At 34.0% G+C, this 16,362-nt stretch carries 13 protein-coding genes; 1 reads left to right on the top strand and 12 read right to left on the bottom strand.

Translation table 11 applies throughout. The features are described 5' to 3' along the window. Nucleotides 1–128 precede the first annotated feature (128 nt). From ribB to ACNQF8_RS13145, 12 genes are all read right to left on the bottom strand, one after another. Nucleotides 129–1,262, bottom strand: coding sequence for a 3,4-dihydroxy-2-butanone-4-phosphate synthase (gene ribB / locus ACNQF8_RS13200; RefSeq protein WP_417951528.1), 1,134 nt, complete (start codon nucleotides 1,260–1,262; stop codon nucleotides 129–131). Between the two features lie 8 nt (nucleotides 1,263–1,270). Beyond that, on the bottom strand, nucleotides 1,271–2,704 hold the full coding sequence (locus ACNQF8_RS13195) for an LptF/LptG family permease (protein WP_417953719.1): 1,434 nt from the start codon (nucleotides 2,702–2,704) through the stop codon (nucleotides 1,271–1,273). A gap of 8 nt (nucleotides 2,705–2,712) precedes the next feature. Beyond that, nucleotides 2,713–3,357, bottom strand: coding sequence for an outer membrane lipoprotein periplasmic chaperone LolA1 (gene lolA1, locus ACNQF8_RS13190; protein WP_470303435.1), 645 nt, complete (start codon nucleotides 3,355–3,357; stop codon nucleotides 2,713–2,715). Between the two features lie 49 nt (nucleotides 3,358–3,406). After that, the gene (locus tag ACNQF8_RS13185) at nucleotides 3,407–5,854 is read right to left on the bottom strand and encodes a DNA translocase FtsK (protein WP_315212088.1); all 2,448 of its coding nucleotides are present in this window, start codon (nucleotides 5,852–5,854) and stop codon (nucleotides 3,407–3,409) included. A gap of 18 nt (nucleotides 5,855–5,872) precedes the next feature. Further along, nucleotides 5,873–6,247 (bottom strand): diacylglycerol kinase family protein, encoded by a 375-nt coding sequence (locus ACNQF8_RS13180; protein ID WP_282712649.1) that lies wholly within the window; start codon nucleotides 6,245–6,247, stop codon nucleotides 5,873–5,875. A 10-nt stretch (nucleotides 6,248–6,257) separates the two neighbouring features. Beyond that, complete coding sequence (gene tpx / locus ACNQF8_RS13175) at nucleotides 6,258–6,755, bottom strand: thiol peroxidase (protein WP_417953718.1); 498 nt, start codon at nucleotides 6,753–6,755, stop codon at nucleotides 6,258–6,260. 186 nt (nucleotides 6,756–6,941) lie between these two features. Beyond that, nucleotides 6,942–7,199, bottom strand: a complete 258-nt coding sequence (locus tag ACNQF8_RS13170; protein WP_315212094.1) for a DUF6952 family protein — start codon at nucleotides 7,197–7,199, stop codon at nucleotides 6,942–6,944. Between the two features lie 111 nt (nucleotides 7,200–7,310). Further along, on the bottom strand, nucleotides 7,311–7,619 hold the full coding sequence (locus ACNQF8_RS13165; RefSeq protein WP_091172170.1) for a thioredoxin family protein: 309 nt from the start codon (nucleotides 7,617–7,619) through the stop codon (nucleotides 7,311–7,313). Between the two features lie 85 nt (nucleotides 7,620–7,704). Then, nucleotides 7,705–8,343 carry a peroxiredoxin gene (locus tag ACNQF8_RS13160; protein ID WP_338645011.1) on the bottom strand — a complete coding sequence of 213 codons (639 nt, stop codon included), beginning with the start codon at nucleotides 8,341–8,343 and terminating at the stop codon, nucleotides 7,705–7,707. 141 nt (nucleotides 8,344–8,484) lie between these two features. Next, entirely contained in the window at nucleotides 8,485–10,095 is a 1,611-nt protein-coding gene (locus ACNQF8_RS13155; RefSeq protein WP_417953717.1) for a glycoside hydrolase family 3 protein, read from the bottom strand. Nucleotides 10,096–10,297: 202 nt separating this feature from the next. Continuing rightward, on the bottom strand, nucleotides 10,298–11,566 hold the full coding sequence (locus ACNQF8_RS13150) for an MFS transporter (protein WP_417953716.1): 1,269 nt from the start codon (nucleotides 11,564–11,566) through the stop codon (nucleotides 10,298–10,300). A 27-nt stretch (nucleotides 11,567–11,593) separates the two neighbouring features. Continuing rightward, the gene (locus ACNQF8_RS13145; protein WP_417953715.1) at nucleotides 11,594–13,126 is read right to left on the bottom strand and encodes a glycoside hydrolase family 10-like protein; all 1,533 of its coding nucleotides are present in this window, start codon (nucleotides 13,124–13,126) and stop codon (nucleotides 11,594–11,596) included. A 246-nt stretch (nucleotides 13,127–13,372) separates the two neighbouring features. Between ACNQF8_RS13145 and ACNQF8_RS13140 the strand changes: the two genes are divergently transcribed. Continuing rightward, complete coding sequence (locus tag ACNQF8_RS13140) at nucleotides 13,373–16,288, top strand: FAD-binding and (Fe-S)-binding domain-containing protein (RefSeq protein WP_417953714.1); 2,916 nt, start codon at nucleotides 13,373–13,375, stop codon at nucleotides 16,286–16,288. Nucleotides 16,289–16,362 lie beyond the last annotated feature (74 nt).

Here is a 16,362-nt window from a genome sequence, read left to right as displayed (position 1 = left end):
AAGAACCTTTTTTGGTTATGCAAATCTATTTTTAGAAAAAAAGCATCTATTTTCAGAGCTAATTTTTAAAGGTTTCATTTTCTTTACTTTAGATGAAACTTATTTTTGTAAAATAGTAATGAATAGGTTTAATACTTTACATATTCGGTTATTTCTAACCCATATCCAATCATTCCTACTCGTTTTGTTCCCTCAGTATTGGATACTAATCTAATTTTTGAGATGTCAATATCATGTAATATTTGTGCTCCAATACCAAAATCTTTGCTGTCTATAACAATTTTAGGAGCTTTCATTTCACCTTGAGCTTGTAATGATTTAAGTTCAGCGATTCGATTCAATAAATTTACGGATTGCATGTCTTGATTGATGAAAATAACGGCACCTTTTCCTTCCTCATTAATCACCTGGAACATATCGTCTAGTTGTTGGTCTGCGTTATTGGTCAATGTGCCTAACAAATCATTATTCACTTGTGACGAATTGATTCTTGTTAAAATCGATTCACCTAAATTCCAAGTTCCTTTGGTTAATGCGATATGGATTTGTTTATTAGTAGTCTGTTGGTATGCTCTTAGTCTAAATGTACCAAAACGGGTCTCAATGTCAAAATCTTCTTTTTTAACAATCAAACTATCGTGTTGCATTCTATAGGCCACTAATGCCTCAATAGAAACTAATTTCAAATCGAATTTTTTAGCTACTTCCACTAATTGCGGTAAACGCGCCATAGTACCATCTTCGTTCATGATTTCTACAATCACACCAGCTGATTTAAATCCGGCTAATCTTGCGAAATCTATAGCGGCTTCGGTGTGACCTGTTCTTCTTAATACGCCACCTTGTTTTGCAATAAGAGGGAATATATGTCCCGGACGTGCTAAATCATGTGGTTTAGTTTTTGAATCAACTAATGATAAAATAGTTTTTGCTCTGTCTCCGGCTGATATACCTGTAGTCACTCCGTTACCTCTTAAATCTACCGAAACCGTAAAAGCAGTTTCCATAGGATCTGTATTGTTGCTAACCATTACATGCAATCCCAATTCTTTACAACGGCTTTCTGTCAAAGGAGCACAAATTAATCCTCTACCGTGTGTAGCCATGAAATTAATCATTTCAGGTGTAACTTTTTCGGCTGCAGCCAAAAAATCCCCTTCATTTTCACGATCCTCATCGTCAACAACAATGATTATTTTTCCTTGGCGAATATCTTCAATCGCTTCTTCAATTGTGTTGAGTTGTATGTTATTTGTAACCATTTGTGTTGTTAATTTTGTGATGGTAGTATTTTTTTAATTATTTTTTGGAATGGAGCCAGAATTACGTCCATATTTATTAATCCAATATCGTTAGTGGCTCTGTATGTTAATAGAACCGCTAATGGAGTCAGGATAAAGGAGGATAACCAAGCTCCCATAAAAGGAGTCATTCCGTTTTCCTGTGCAATTCTTTTTCCAAAAGTATTTATAAAGTGAAATGTTATAAAGATTAAAATTGCAAAAACAATTGGAAGCCCTAAACCACCTTTTCTGATGATTGCTCCTAATGGTGCTCCAATGAAAAACATTAGAAAACAAGCAAATACAATTACAAATTTATCGTAAAACGCTAATAAATGTTTGTTGATATTCTTTTGTTTATTGTCTAATTCGGATTTAGTGGTATCGATGGAGTAGGTTGTGCTGGCAAGATTACTAACTGCTATTTTTAAAATATCTGATTTTTGTTGTACTGTATATAATGACAGAATATCTTTAGGAAGCGGTTTTCTTTTTGTTGCTTTCTCCAGTTTTTTATTTACAGGAATACCAACTCGCATATTGCTGTTTTCAGAAAATGAAATAATATCATTTTTCATGTTCTTGTTTAATGAATCCAAGGTATAGTTCAATTCATTAACAGTCAGCATTGTGTTCGTATTTGCTACACTTTCATCTGTTACATCGGTCTTGTTTAATTCAGATAAATCGATGTTGATGATTTGTTTTTTAAAGGAACTTTTAGCAAAAGGCATTTTACTGCGATCTTCATATTTTTTAGGAACAATATCCTCATAGTAATATCCGTCGTTTAATACTAATTGTAAAATACTGGATTGTTCACTACTGATTAATTCCCCATCTTTTGCTTTAATTACGGTTTTACTTCCGTCACCAATTTTAGATTTTTTGTGAATTGTCACACCGGTAAGAATATTGCCTTGTTCGCCGGATTTTTTATTTACCTTAATGTTGTAAAAACCCACATCATTAAACTGACCTTCGGCTATAGCCAATGCCGGTTTTACCTGTGCAATGTTTTTTCTGAAATTGATGAATTTGTATTCAGCATACGGAATCACATTATTCGAAAAGAAAAAAGCAACAATACTTAATAAAACGATGAATACTGTCAAACTTCTCATTGCTCTTTGCAATGATATCCCCGAAGATTTCATTGCTGCAAATTCATAATTCTCAGCCAAATTACCAAAAGTCATTATGGAGGCCAATAGTATAGAAAGCGGTAATACCAATGGTACAATTCGAGGCATAGAAAATGCCAAGAATTTAATAATCATTAATAAGTCTAAATCTTTACCCGCCAATTCAGATATGAATAACCAGACTGTTTGAAGTATAAAAATGAAAAATAGGATTACAAATACCGTAGCAAATGTAGTCAAGAATGTTTTTAATAAGTATTTGTCAAGAATTTTCACCTAATAAATTAATCTAATTTGTTGATGTAGTAATTTGGATATTTACTTTCCGCAAATGTAAATTGATTTTTTGACAAAGGTTGGTTGGTTTTGAAAGAATTAACCGTTAATGTTGTTTTTGTACCTTTTTTACCCAGTTCTATTAAGTTATAGATGTGTTTTGTTTGGATATCAATCCCAAGTAATACTTCTTTTCTCTGATCTTTTGAATTGGTAGGAACTAATTTTATATACTGAATTTTTCGGCCTTTTACGTTTTGTAAAATATCCATATTGTATTTATATCCCGTATTGAAAAAGGTTAACATTTTCGAAGGAGTAATCGCATTATCATCTTTTTCGTTAACTTTAGAAATAGTAATCTCCTCATCTTCTGGAACAATAGTATATGTCTTTTTACCATCAAAAATTTTAGTCACTCCCATAAAATTCAATACATATTGATTTCCTTTCATGGTTACATTTCCTTTACTGTCTTGATTGATGTTTTCTTTAGCGTTATTTAAAGAATACTTGAAATCGATTACGATTGTATTGTAACTTTTAACTTTAGCGGTAACTTGATCTAGAAGTTCTTTTGCTTTTTTGTCTTGTGCTTGTATTGAGAAACTAAAAAATAATAATGCTGCAATTAAAAGAAATTTTTTGCCCATACTTTCTGTATTGTTTTTTTTAGATTCTTGAATTTTTGATTTCATGGTATTAATTGTTTTGTTCATTGTTGAAAAATTGATCAAGAGAACTCATGTCCAGAATGTTTACACTTCGTGCTTTACTTCCTTCAAAAGGGCCTACAATTCCTGCAGCTTCGAGTTGATCAATCAATCGACCTGCTCTGTTGTAGCCTAATTTTAGTTTTCTTTGTAACAATGAAGCTGAACCTTGTTGTGCATTTACAATGATTTCGGCGGCTTCTCTAAACAAAGTATCTCTATCGGAGATATCCATATCAAGATTAATGCCACTTTCCTCCCCAACGAACTCAGGAAGTAAATAAGCTGTTGCATACGCTTTTTGAGAACCTATAAAATCAGTGATTTTCTCCACTTCGGGAGTATCGATAAAGGCACATTGTACACGCACGACATCATTACCGTTAGTATAAAGCATATCACCACGTCCTATCAATTGATCTGCACCCTGAGTATCCAGAATAGTTCTTGAATCAATTTTTGAGGTCACTCTAAAAGCTATTCTCGCAGGGAAATTGGCTTTTATTAAACCTGTAATTACATTTACCGATGGTCTTTGTGTGGCTATAATCAAGTGAATTCCAATGGCTCGTGCCAATTGTGCTAAACGGGCGATAGGAACTTCGACTTCTTTACCGGCAGTCATAATCAAATCGGCAAACTCATCGACAACAAGAACGATGTAAGGTAAAAATCGGTGTCCGTTTTCAGGATTTAACTTTCGAGCCTTAAATTTATCATTGTATTCTTTGATGTTACGCACCATCGCATCTTTCAATAAAGAATAACGATTGTCCATTTCCACACAAAGCGAATTCAAAGTGTTGACAACTTTTGCATTATCGGTAATAATAGCGTCATCCATATCTGGAAGTTTCGCTAAATAATGTCTTTCTATTTTGTTAAAAAGGGTCAATTCAACTTTCTTAGGGTCAACCAAAACAAACTTCACTTCGGCTGGATGTTTTTTGTACAAAAGAGAAGTCAGCACGGCGTTTAAACCAACAGATTTTCCTTGTCCTGTAGCTCCCGCCATCAATAAGTGAGGCATTTTAGCTAAATCCACGACAAATGTTTCGTTCGAAATTGTTTTTCCAAGAGCGATTGGTAATTCCATTTCAGCTTCCTGAAATTTGGCAGAGCCAATAACACTTTTCATCGAAACCATCGTTGGATTCTTATTCGGAACCTCGATTCCTATTGTTCCTTTTCCCGGAATAGGAGCGATGATACGAATTCCTAATGCCGAAAGTGACAATGCAATATCATCTTCTAAACTCTTGATTTTTGAAATACGAATTCCCGCTTCGGGTACAATTTCATATAACGTTACCGATGGTCCTACGGTCGCTTTTATTTGTGCAATTTCTATTTTGTAATTGCGAAGCGTATCAACAATTCGGTTTTTATTTTCTTCTAATTCTTCTTGATTGATTGTAATTCCGCCAGTCGAATATTCTTTTAATAAATCGATCGTAGGAAATTTATAATTGGATAAATCCAAAGTTGGGTCGAATAATCCAAAATCAGCGACTAATCTTGAAGCTAGATTTTCCTCTATAATATCTTCTTCCGGAGCTGTTTCTATTACAAAAGATTCATCAGCATTTGAAATAACTTCTGGAGTTGCAACCGGTGTAACCTGCATGGCAAGCGGTTTTGCAACAGGATCTCTATTGATGTCAGATGAATTACTGATGGTTGGCTTCAACGCTTCTTTGTTAATTTCGAATTGTGATCCATTTGTTTTTAAATGAATATCGTCCAGCTCGTCTTCAACAACAGCAAATTCTTCCAGATTATAACCACTTTTTCCATTATTAACTGGATTGGTGATTGGAACTGCTTTCATTTCTTTTTTAGTAGTATCAAAAAAGGACTGAATACTCTCTGGAGAAAGTTTGATTTTAAAAATTATATAAATGATTAGTCCGAATAGTAAAATCAATAATGTTCCTGTTTTTCCAATGTAGTCCTGCAGGAATAGATTCAATTCATATCCAACAGTTCCTCCTAATTCAGGCGCTGAAGTAGCAAAAAATCCAAATAAAACGGATAAGATAATGATTACGAATAAATCCCAAAACCAAATGTTCTTGAGCTTTGCTAAAGCAATACCAAGAACCATGTATATTCCGGTAAGGAAAAATAAGCGCACAAAAATAAATGCAGCAATTCCAAAACCTTTATAAATAAGTAAATCAGCTAAAAACGCACCAAATTTCCCCAACCAATTGTGAACTATTTCAGCTCTGTTAGTTAATTCTCTAACAGCGCTTTGATCTTGTTGTCCATAAATGAAAAAGGAAATAAACGCAAATAATAAAGCTATTGAAAACAATACCAAAAGAGAACCAAAAACAATTTTGTGTTGTTTAGTAATTTTTAATGGATTATTTCCCTCGGCTTTAGCGTCGTTCTTTTTATCTAAAGGAGCTGTTTTTTTTATTTTTGCCATTCTGGATTATAATAATATCTAAAGTAATATTGGGATATATATGATTAAACCGATTGCTATTGCTGTTAAAGCTGCAAAAAATACTGCCCCTGCTGCAATATCTTTGATGAATCCAATTCTTTCATGATAATTAGGATGAATAAAATCAGCTACTTTTTCAATTGCTGTATTTAAACCTTCAATACTCATGACCAAACCAATGGCTAAAGTTTGAAAAAGCCATTCTGTTTTAGAAATGCCAAAATAAAACCCAGCAATGGTAATCAATATTCCTATTGAAAATTGTACCATAATGCTGTGTTCTGTAGTAATTAATTTTACGGCACCTTTAAAAGCGTAAGAAACGCTTTTTAATCTTCCGGTAAAGAAAGTATTATCTTTTTGAAACTCCATCAAGATGTGATTAAAGTACCGCTAATGCAGCTTCGTAGTTTGGTTCATCTGCAATTTCAGCAACTTGTTCTGTATGCGTGATTATTCCGTTTTCATCAACAACAATAATAACTCTTGAATGTAATCCGGCCAACGGTCCGTCAGTAATTTCTAAACCATTTGCTTTACCAAAACTTCCTTCTAGAAAATCAGATAAATTGACAACATTTTCAAGTCCTTCAGCTCCACAAAAACGTTTTTGTGCAAAAGGTAAATCTCTTGAAACACATAAAACTGTTGTATTTTCTAAAGTACTGGCACTTTCATTAAATTTACGAACAGATGCTGCACACGTTCCGGTGTCAACACTTGGAAAAATATTTAAAACTAATTTTTTACCTGCAAAATCACTTAATGAAGCTACAGAAAGATCTGTTTTAACTAATTTAAAATCAGCAATTTTTGTACCTACTTTTGGTAATTCTCCTGAAGTGTGTATTGGATTTCCACCTAATGTAATTGAAGCCATAATGTTTGTTTTTTAATGAGGTTCAAAAGTATGAAAATTATTTAAGAATTTGTCCTCAAATGTCGTGATAAGTTTACCATTTTGGTTCAAATTATCAACCACAAGATTTCAATGTGTTTTTAGTTTGTTGAATAAAAAAACGCACTCGTTGCGGAGTGCGTTTTAGAAATATTGAATTATTTTTTTTTATTTATCGATGGAACCCATAACACGTTTCATGAATGTGTTTAAAGCTTCTTTTTTATCAGTTCCGGTTTTTACCAGCTTATTGACTTCTAAAGCGCCATACATATTAGAAATTAATTCCCCAATAACATCTAATTCTTCATCTTTCAATGATGAAATTTCAGTCATTGCTTCCAGAACTTCGATTGTTTCTATGATGTAATCTTCATCATTCTCTTCTATAAACTGCGTTAAATGCTTAATTACAGGTAATTTCATATTTTTTTAAAGTTTCAAGTTTAATGTTTTAAAAGTTTAAGGTTTTGAACTGCTGTTACCTTAAATTTATTTATAAAGTCAGGTAACTTTAAACTTTAAACTAAGAAATCATTAAACTATTTCGTTCACTAATTCAATTAACACTTCTTGTTTATTTGTTTGTGTTTCGTTTACCAGTTTTCCATTTACAAAAGTGGCAAAAGTTGGTAAATTACTAACATTTGCTAATTTTCTGGATTCCGGGAAATTCTCAGCATCAACAAGAGCAAAAGTGATTGTTTCGTTTTCTGAAGCTAATTTTTTGAATTTTGGCTTCATAATTCGGCAATTTCCGCACCATGATGCCGAAAATTGAACAACTACTTTTTCGTCTTTTGCAATTAAATCCTGTAACGTATCTTCGGTTAATTCGATTAACATATTTTTAAATTTAAAAATGCAATTGCAATGACAATATTCAATATTTTAATTGAAATTTGGTATTGCAATTGACATTGTTATTGAATTAGTTTAAGCTTAAGTATTCAGCAGTACTGATTCTGTCTGCACTCATAGCTTCTTTTCCAGCTTCCCAGTTTGCAGGACAAACTTCTCCTTTTTCTTGAATGTGTGTGTATGCATCAACCATACGTAAATACTCGTTTACGTTACGACCAAGTGGCATATCGTTAACACTTTCGTGGAAAATTTTTCCAGTTTCGTCAATTAGGTAAGTCGCTCTAAAAGTCACATTAGAACCTTCAATAATAATAGAATCAGTTTCTTCAGAATATTCAGTTGAATCGATATCAAGAATTCCTAAGATGTTAGATAAGTTTCTGTTAGTATCAGCAAGAATTGGGTAAGTAACACCTTCAATTCCACCGTTGTTTTTTGGCGTATTTAACCACGCAAAATGTACTTCGTTAGTATCACAAGAAGCACCTATAACAATTGTATTTCTTTTTTCGAATTCTGGTAAAGCAGCTTGAAAAGCATGCAATTCAGTTGGGCAAACGAATGTAAAATCTTTTGGGTACCAAAATAAAAGTACTTTTTTGTTATTATTTACAGCTTCTTCGAAAATGTTGATTTTTAAATTATCACCCATTTCAGAGATAGCGTCTACTGCAATACTTGGAAATTTTTTACCTACTAATGACATTTTATTTACTTTTTTAGTTATTTTTTTGATGGTGCAAAAGTAGGTATACAAAAGATTAATTTGAATAGTATTTGATTATAAATACTTATTTCAAAATAGGGAATTACTATGCTGTGATTTTTAAACGATTTAAACTATTAATTACAAGTAGTTAACCACTACAGGTAGAGTTCCTTCGCATTTTGTATTTTCCAAAAGTTGCTGTGCAGCGGCTTCTTGAAATTCTGGAAAATCTTGATAAATTTCTATAATTCCCAATGCATGCTCCAGATTTGGGATAACTTGTAGTGCATACGGATTTCCAAAAACATACAAAACACATTTTTTGGTGGTCAATACGTTGCCTAAAAATTGAAGTACGGAGTCTTCAATATCAAAATTATTTAAAGGTTTTGCCTTTGGAACAAATAAAGAAATGACTAGCGTGTCAAATCTATTTAAATTTTTTTCTAATTCATTCAGTACGGATTCACCGTCTGTTTCATAACTAAATTCAGGTGAAGTCAAAGCATGAGTCAAGCTTTTAAAAAATACATTATCAGTGTTTTTGTAAATACTGATTTTAGCAAGATCTTCTCTATTTTTTGCATCAAAAACGGTTACTGTATTGTGATTGTCTTTGATTTTTGTAATGCAGTTTTGAGCAATTTTCAGGTTTAATTTCGACGTAGTTTCAAAATCAAAATCATTTTCTGAGAGGTTTGGCAAGCTAAGATTTCCGTCTATGATTCTTGCTTTTTGTTTGCATTTCCAGATGCGTTGAAAACTGGCTTCAATTCGCTCTGGAGTTGCATTTTTTAGGATTTCCTGAATTCCTTCAGGAACATTTTTAGCAAAGCATAATACATCATTTCCAGCATTAAAAGCTTCCCATTCCAATTGTCCTTTTTGATCGTATAATTTAGAAACGCTATGCATGTTCAATGCATCCGAAATCACTAATCCATCATAACCTAATTGCTTTCGCAAAAGCGTTTCGATAACGGATTTTGACAAGGTTGCCGAAGTATCTTTTCCATCGTTCAGAGCAGGAACCGCCAAATGACCAATCATAATTGAATCGACATTATTCTCGATTCCTTTTATAAATGGAACTAATTCATTGGCTAGTAATTCTTCGAGAGTTTCTTTTAAAACGGGTAATCCTAAATGTGAATCGACATTTGTATTTCCGTGTCCGGGAAAATGTTTCAGACAACCCAAAATCCCGACATCATTCATTCCTTTGAGATATTCCAAGGCAAAATCAGCTACTTTTTCTTTGTTTTGACCAAATGAACGGTACCCAATTACAGGATTATTTGGGTTATTATTAATGTCCGCTAAGGGAGCTAAATTATAATGAATCCCAACGGATTTTAAGTCTAGACCTATTTGTTTCCCCACTTCGTACACCAAATGTTTTTCGCTGTCAGGCAAAGCACCAAGGGTAATTGCATATGGATATTGAGGTGTTTTTTCGACGCGCATTGCTAATCCCCATTCGGCATCAATACTCATTAATAATGGAGTTGTAGCACAATTTTGATACCTGATGATGAGTTCCTTTAAACGTTGAAAACTATCATCATTTAATACTATTTTTTTCTTGGTTTCATAATTGGTTGCTGCGCTGGCTCGACTATGAAAAAAAGTCAATCCGCCTATATTGTGCTCTTTGATTAATCGTTCTGTAGCCTGAATATTTTCTTCGGTATCATTGATGAAAACGGCAGGAAAGAAAAATTGTCCTATTTTTTGTTCTAATGTCATTAGTTAGAATTTTATGCTTTTATGGTACGCAGATAAAATGGATTCGCTATCACGAAAACGCAGATAAAAACGGATTTTTTAAAACTGTTTTTATTGGTTTAACCAAAGTGCTTTTTGTATTTGTTTAAATTTTAATCTTTAAGGATCTGTTTTTTATTCGTGTCTTTACGAAGTAAATCCGTGTTATCCGTGTGCTATTATATCATTTGGTTTTCTTACCAAAATCGGCTGGGAAAATCAAGAATCTGGATAAAATTAATCCTGGAATGGTTGCCAAAAACACCCAAATAAAGAAATTTCCATACCCAAGATATTCCTGAATATAACCACTCAGCATTCCCGGAAGCATCATTCCCAAAGCCATAAATCCGGTTGCGATAGAGTAGTGAGACGTTTTTGATTCGCCATCAGCCACATAAATTAAATACATCATGAAAGCGGCAAAACCAAAACCGTAACCAAATTGTTCCGCGATTACTGTTGCATAAATATAGAAAACGGAACCAGGGTGAAAATAGGACAGTAAAATGAATCCTATTATGGGTAAGTGCATCGCTAAAATCATGGGTAACATCCATTTTCCTAATCCATCTCTAGAAATGACAATACCGCCTAAAATTCCACCAATAGTAAGCGAAATCACACCAAAAGTCCCATAGATTACACCAACATCCTGTGTGGTTAAACCCATTCCGCCTGCTGTTATTGGATCTATTAAGAAAGGAGTCAGCATTTTTAATAATTGCGATTCCCCTAATCTGAATAACAGAATGAAAGCCAAAACTAAACCAATTTGTTTCTTTTGAAAAAAAGTAGCAAATACAGCTCCGAAACTCTTATTTGGAACTGATTCTTTTTTCGTTTCTGCTATTTTTCCTTCTATTTTTGGAGTAGAAAAATAATTGTAAATTGTAATTACAGTCATAATAATACCCACAACTACCATTGTATACGACCAAGCTTTTTGTTTATCGCCATATTCTTGCTCTAAATAACCGGCAATAACCACGATTAATCCATTTCCGGTGAGCATGGAAAGTCTATAAAAAGTACTTCTAATTCCAAGGAAAAAGGATTGTTGGTCTTTTTCTAAAGCTAACATATAAAATCCATCACTCGCCACATCATTAGAAGCGGAAGCAAATGCGGCAACCCAAAAAACAGCTAAACTGATAACGAAAAAATTACTCAATGGAATCGTTAAGCCCACAATCAAAAAAGCGAGGGAAATGAGCAATTGCATGCTTATAAACCACTTTCTCTTAGTCGAATAGAGATCAATAAATGGGCTCCACAACGGTTTAATTACCCAAGGTAAATACAGTAAACTTGTATAAATTCCAATGTCTTCATTGTTGATTCCGAGGTTTTTATACATGATTACTGATACCGAAATAATAATGGCATACGGTAAGCCGGAAGCAAAGTTTAAAACTGGAATCCAATACCAAGGTCTATTGTCTGTTTTCATGAAAGGCAAATTATATTCGATTAAATTTTATAGCGTAAAGTTCACTAAAGTTGGGTCACTTTCATTACCATAAAAATCAATGAATGTAATCGCGCAGGTTGTATTTTTGTCTAATTTGTAAGTTGGAATCACAACTTCAACAGTATCACTATCGTCTTTAAATGCTATTTTATCAATAATTTGACTTGGATCGTTGACATTAATTTTTGAATTGAATTTAGCGCCATAAACTATCACATAACGCACTTTACTGAACAAAGGATATGTAACATTAAATCTAGATGAAATTGGATCTATCAAAATATTATTTGCTGTAGGTACGATAGCCATTTTTTTTACGGAACTAGGTACTACAGTAGGAAGAGCAGGATATTTGTATTGGTTTTCTGTTAGTAATTTAGTCACACTTTGATTTTTATTCAAAAATGATTTGGCACTAAAAAAAGCATTTCCCTGAATGTTCTTGTAGGATCTGGTGATGTCTATTTGATTCGGAATTTCTTGTGGATTATTCCATCTTTTATCAGAATCCGCATTAATTTTATAGGTTCCGTTTCCAATGTAAACGGCCGTATTCGTTGAGTTTTCAGACCACCAACGCAATAATTTTGAATAAGAAGCCTTAGGGTGATCCATGCTCCAATACAATTGTGGAACTAGGTAATCAATCCATTTGTTTTGCATCCACGCTAACGGATCGGCAAATAAATCATCGTAATTTGTTTGTCCCGCTTCCGTTTCAGAACCTCTAGGATCCACTGATTTATTTCTCCATACTCCAAATGGGCTGATGCCAAATTGTACCCAAGGTTTTATGTTTTTTATCGAAAGGGAAACACATCGTACAAAATTATTCACATTTGAACGTCTCCAATCTTCAATACTTAGACCATTTCCATATTTATTAAACGAAGCAGTATCATTAAATAATTCTCCTTTTATTCTGTACGGATAAAAATAATCATCAAAATGTATCGCATCAATATCGTATTTTTCCACAACTTCCTCTACAATAGCTAGTAAATGGTTCTGAACTTCGGGTAATGCCGGATTGTAATAATATTTACCGCCATATTTAATCATCCAATCTGGATGCTTGAAAAAATCATGTTGCGGACTCAAAAGCGACGTGTTGTAATCCATTGTAGCTCTATACGGATTCATCCAAGCATGAAACTCAAAACCTCTGGCATGAGTTTCAGCAATCATCCAAGCTAATGTGTCAAAGTAAGGTTTTGGAGCCTGGCCTTCTTTTCCGGTCAAAAAACGAGACCATGGTGCTAATTCGGTTGGATAAAAAGCATCGCCAACGCTTCTAATTTGTACAATTACAGCGTTATAATTTAGTTTTTTATAAGCGTCTAAAATTTCAATATAATCTGCTTTTTGTTTGGCAACATTATCAGTACTGGTTTTTGGCCAGTCAATATTTACCACGGTAGCAATCCAAACGGCTCTAAATTCATTTTTTGGATTTGTAGCCAATGCTTGTGCATTACCATTCCAAAAAGAAAGTAAAAGGAACGTAATAAGCAAAAGGGTGTGCTTGTAATTTTTCATTATAGTCATGTTTATAAAGTATTCAAAAATAGTTTTTTTAGTGAAATTTACCAGTTAAAATGGTTTTAAAATTTGACTTATTTTAGCAGCGCAATTTCTTTGCCAATTTTTCAAGAAGTGGTTTGAATGCACTTTCTGACAAACAATAATGGATTTAAATATTTTAAATTTTTCTTATTTGATTTTTTAACTTATAATAAGGTATATATTTATATTTGTGAAAATAACAGCAATTTACTCCACTAAATGTCAATCACGCCTCAATTACAAGAATTATCTCAGTCATTAAAAGGAACACTTTTATATGATGATCTCCATAAAACATTGTATGCCACAGACGCTTCCGCGTATCGAATTATGCCAGTTGCTGTAGCGATTCCAAAAACCGAGGATGATATTGTCAAAATTATTCGCTTTGCAGCAAAAAATAAGATTTCAATTACGCCCAGAACTGCAGGAACTTCACTGGCAGGTCAAACAGTAGGTAACGGAATAATTGTAGATGTGTCGAAACATTTTATCAAGATTATCACTTTTGATTCCGTAAAAAAAACGGTTACCGTGCAGCCGGGAGTAATTCGGGACGAACTGAATTTATATTTAAAAGAACACGGATTATTTTTTGGACCCAATACTTCGACCTCAAATCGCTGTATGATAGGAGGAATGGTAGGTAATAATTCCTCGGGAACCACATCGATACGCTATGGAGTTACCCGAGATAAAATAGTGGAAATCAAAGCGGTTTTGAGTGATGGGACTTCGACAGTATTTAAAGAAATAACTTCTGCTGAATTCATTGAAAAAACAAAAGGAAACACGCTCGAAAGTTCGATTTACAAGACTATTTATGAGGAGCTTTCGAATATAGAAAACCAAAAAGAGATTATAAAAGAATTCCCGAAACCTGAAATTCATAGAAGAAATACCGGATACGCAATTGATTTATTATTGAAATCGGAACTTTTTGGAGGAACCGAAAACACTATAAATTTAGGAAAACTCCTTTGCGGAAGCGAAGGAACGTTAGCTTTTACCACCGAAATCACGTTGAAAGTGGATCATGTACCGCCAATATATAATGTGATGGTAGTGGCTCATTTTCATACCATTCAGGAAAGTTTGGAAGCTGTAGTTACTGCGATGAAACATCATTTGTACACCTGTGAAATGATGGATGACACGATATTGAATTGTACCAAAACCAACCGAGAGCAAGCCAAAAACAGATTTTTTATTCAAGGCGAACCAAAAGCAGTTATTATGCTCGAAGTGGCATCGCATAACAGTCTGGAAGATGCTGAATCACAAGCTAATGATTTGATTGCTGATTTGGAACGAAATAATTTTGGGTATGCTTTACCAAAAATTTATGGTGCAGATATTGATAAAATAAATGAGTTACGAAAAGCAGGTCTCGGACTTTTAGGAAGTATAGTCGGTGATGATAAAGCCGCTGATTCTATTGAGGACACCGCTGTTGAGTTGAGTGATTTGCCGAATTACATTGCCGAATTCTCCGCTATGATGGAGCGTCACGGACAAAGTGCCATATATTATGCACATGCCGGCGCCGGAGAAATTCACTTGCGACCAGTTTTAAACTTAAAAACAAAAGAAGGATTACATCAATTTAGAAACATCGCAACCGAAGTGGCTATTTTGGTGAAAAAGTATAGAGGTTCGCTGAGTGGGGAGCATGGAGACGGAATTGTACGAGGCGAGTTTTTGCCCTTTATGATAGGAGATAAGAATTATGAATTATTGAAAAGAATCAAACATGCTTTTGATCCCAACACCATTTTGAATGTAGGTAAAGTTGTAAACGCTTTCAAAATGGATGAGAATCTTCGGGTGGAAGCGGGTAGAGTGGAACCGGAAATACAAACGATTCAGGATTTCTCGGATAGCATGGGAATTTTGCGCGCTGCGGAAAAATGTAATGGTTCTGGAGATTGTAGAAAATTACCTTCGGCAGGCGGGACTTTGTGCCCAAGTTACCGCGCTACCCGAAATGAAAAAGACACCACTCGCGCCAGAGCCAATGCGCTGAGGGAATATCTGACGCATTCAGAGAAAGACAATAAGTTTGACCACGAAGAATTGTATAAAGTATTTGAATTGTGTGTAAGTTGTAAAGCTTGCGCCAGCGAATGTCCCAGTAATGTGGATGTGGCAGCTTTAAAATCAGAGTTTTTATACCAATACCAAAAAGCAAATGGGTTTTCATGGCGCAATAAAGTGTTTGCTTTTAATGCGAAACTTAATGGTCTGGGAAGTATCACTCCAAAGTTTACGAATTTTATGGTGAATTTGCCTTTGGTGAAAAAGAGCATGGGAATTGCTCCTAAAAGAGAAGTACCGCTTTTGGCTCCAAAGACATTTCGAAAATGGTACGAGAAAAATTGGAATCAGGCGCCAAGTGATTCTTTTGTAAACGGCAAAGTATGTTTGTTTTGTGATGAATTTACTAATTTCTATGATGTTTCAGTTGGAATTGATGCGTATGAGCTATTGACAGCATTAGGATATGAAGTGATTCTGGTGGATCATGAAGAAAGTGGAAGAGCTTTTATTTCGAAAGGTTTTCTCGAAGAAGCAAAAGCAATTGCGAATATAAATGTTGCTGTTTTTTCGAATTATATTACGGCTGATTTTCCTTTGATAGGAATAGAACCTTCGGCGATATTGACCTTTAGGGACGAATACATTCGATTGGCGGATGATACAGAAAGTGCTAAAAAATTAGCCAAAAATGTATTTACGATTGAAGAGTTTTTCAAAAATGAGATTACAAAAGGTAAAATTCATGCAGAACAATTTTCTGAGGAGGAAAAAACAATAAAAATTCACGGACATTGCCACCAAAAGTCATTGAGTACCATGGAGGCGACTTTTACAATGTTAAATGTACCGAAAAACAGTTCGGTTACTATTTACAATTCGGGTTGTTGTGGAATGGCAGGTTCTTTTGGATATGAAAAAGAACATTATGAAATCAGTATGCAAATGGGTGAAGACACTTTATTTCCAAAAATTAGAGCAACTGAACCGACGACGGCTATTGCAGCAGCCGGCACGAGTTGTCGCCACCAAATTTTTGACGGAACAAGTAGAAAGGCTTTGCATCCGGTGACAATTTTAAGAAGTTGTGTGAAATAATTTTCAGCTTGAAATGAATTCTAGAAGGAATAGTAGTTCTCTGTCCGTTTAAGTGATTTTTCTTTTATTGATTG

Source organism: Flavobacterium labens, from assembly GCF_048286755.1.
Lineage (GTDB): Bacteria > Bacteroidota > Bacteroidia > Flavobacteriales > Flavobacteriaceae > Flavobacterium.
This window is presented reverse-complemented; position numbering and strand designations above follow the sequence as displayed.

What these genes read in the sequence shown, in the direction of transcription:
- lolA1 (WP_470303435.1), bottom strand. Translation starts at nt 3,357, where the DNA reads ATGGGCAAAAAATTTCTTTTAATTGCAGCATTATTATTTTTTAGTTTC.
- ACNQF8_RS13140 (WP_417953714.1), top strand. Translation starts at nt 13,373, where the DNA reads ATGTCAATCACGCCTCAATTACAAGAATTATCTCAGTCATTAAAAGGA.
- ACNQF8_RS13155 (WP_417953717.1), bottom strand. Translation starts at nt 10,095, where the DNA reads ATGACATTAGAACAAAAAATAGGACAATTTTTCTTTCCTGCCGTTTTC.
- ACNQF8_RS13180 (WP_282712649.1), bottom strand. Translation starts at nt 6,247, where the DNA reads ATGGAGTTTCAAAAAGATAATACTTTCTTTACCGGAAGATTAAAAAGC.
- ACNQF8_RS13185 (WP_315212088.1), bottom strand. Translation starts at nt 5,854, where the DNA reads ATGGCAAAAATAAAAAAAACAGCTCCTTTAGATAAAAAGAACGACGCT.
- ACNQF8_RS13145 (WP_417953715.1), bottom strand. Translation starts at nt 13,126, where the DNA reads ATGAAAAATTACAAGCACACCCTTTTGCTTATTACGTTCCTTTTACTT.
- ACNQF8_RS13160 (WP_338645011.1), bottom strand. Translation starts at nt 8,343, where the DNA reads ATGTCATTAGTAGGTAAAAAATTTCCAAGTATTGCAGTAGACGCTATC.
- tpx (WP_417953718.1), bottom strand. Translation starts at nt 6,755, where the DNA reads ATGGCTTCAATTACATTAGGTGGAAATCCAATACACACTTCAGGAGAA.
- ribB (WP_417951528.1), bottom strand. Translation starts at nt 1,262, where the DNA reads ATGGTTACAAATAACATACAACTCAACACAATTGAAGAAGCGATTGAA.
- ACNQF8_RS13150 (WP_417953716.1), bottom strand. Translation starts at nt 11,566, where the DNA reads ATGAAAACAGACAATAGACCTTGGTATTGGATTCCAGTTTTAAACTTT.
- ACNQF8_RS13165 (WP_091172170.1), bottom strand. Translation starts at nt 7,619, where the DNA reads ATGTTAATCGAATTAACCGAAGATACGTTACAGGATTTAATTGCAAAA.
- ACNQF8_RS13170 (WP_315212094.1), bottom strand. Translation starts at nt 7,199, where the DNA reads ATGAAATTACCTGTAATTAAGCATTTAACGCAGTTTATAGAAGAGAAT.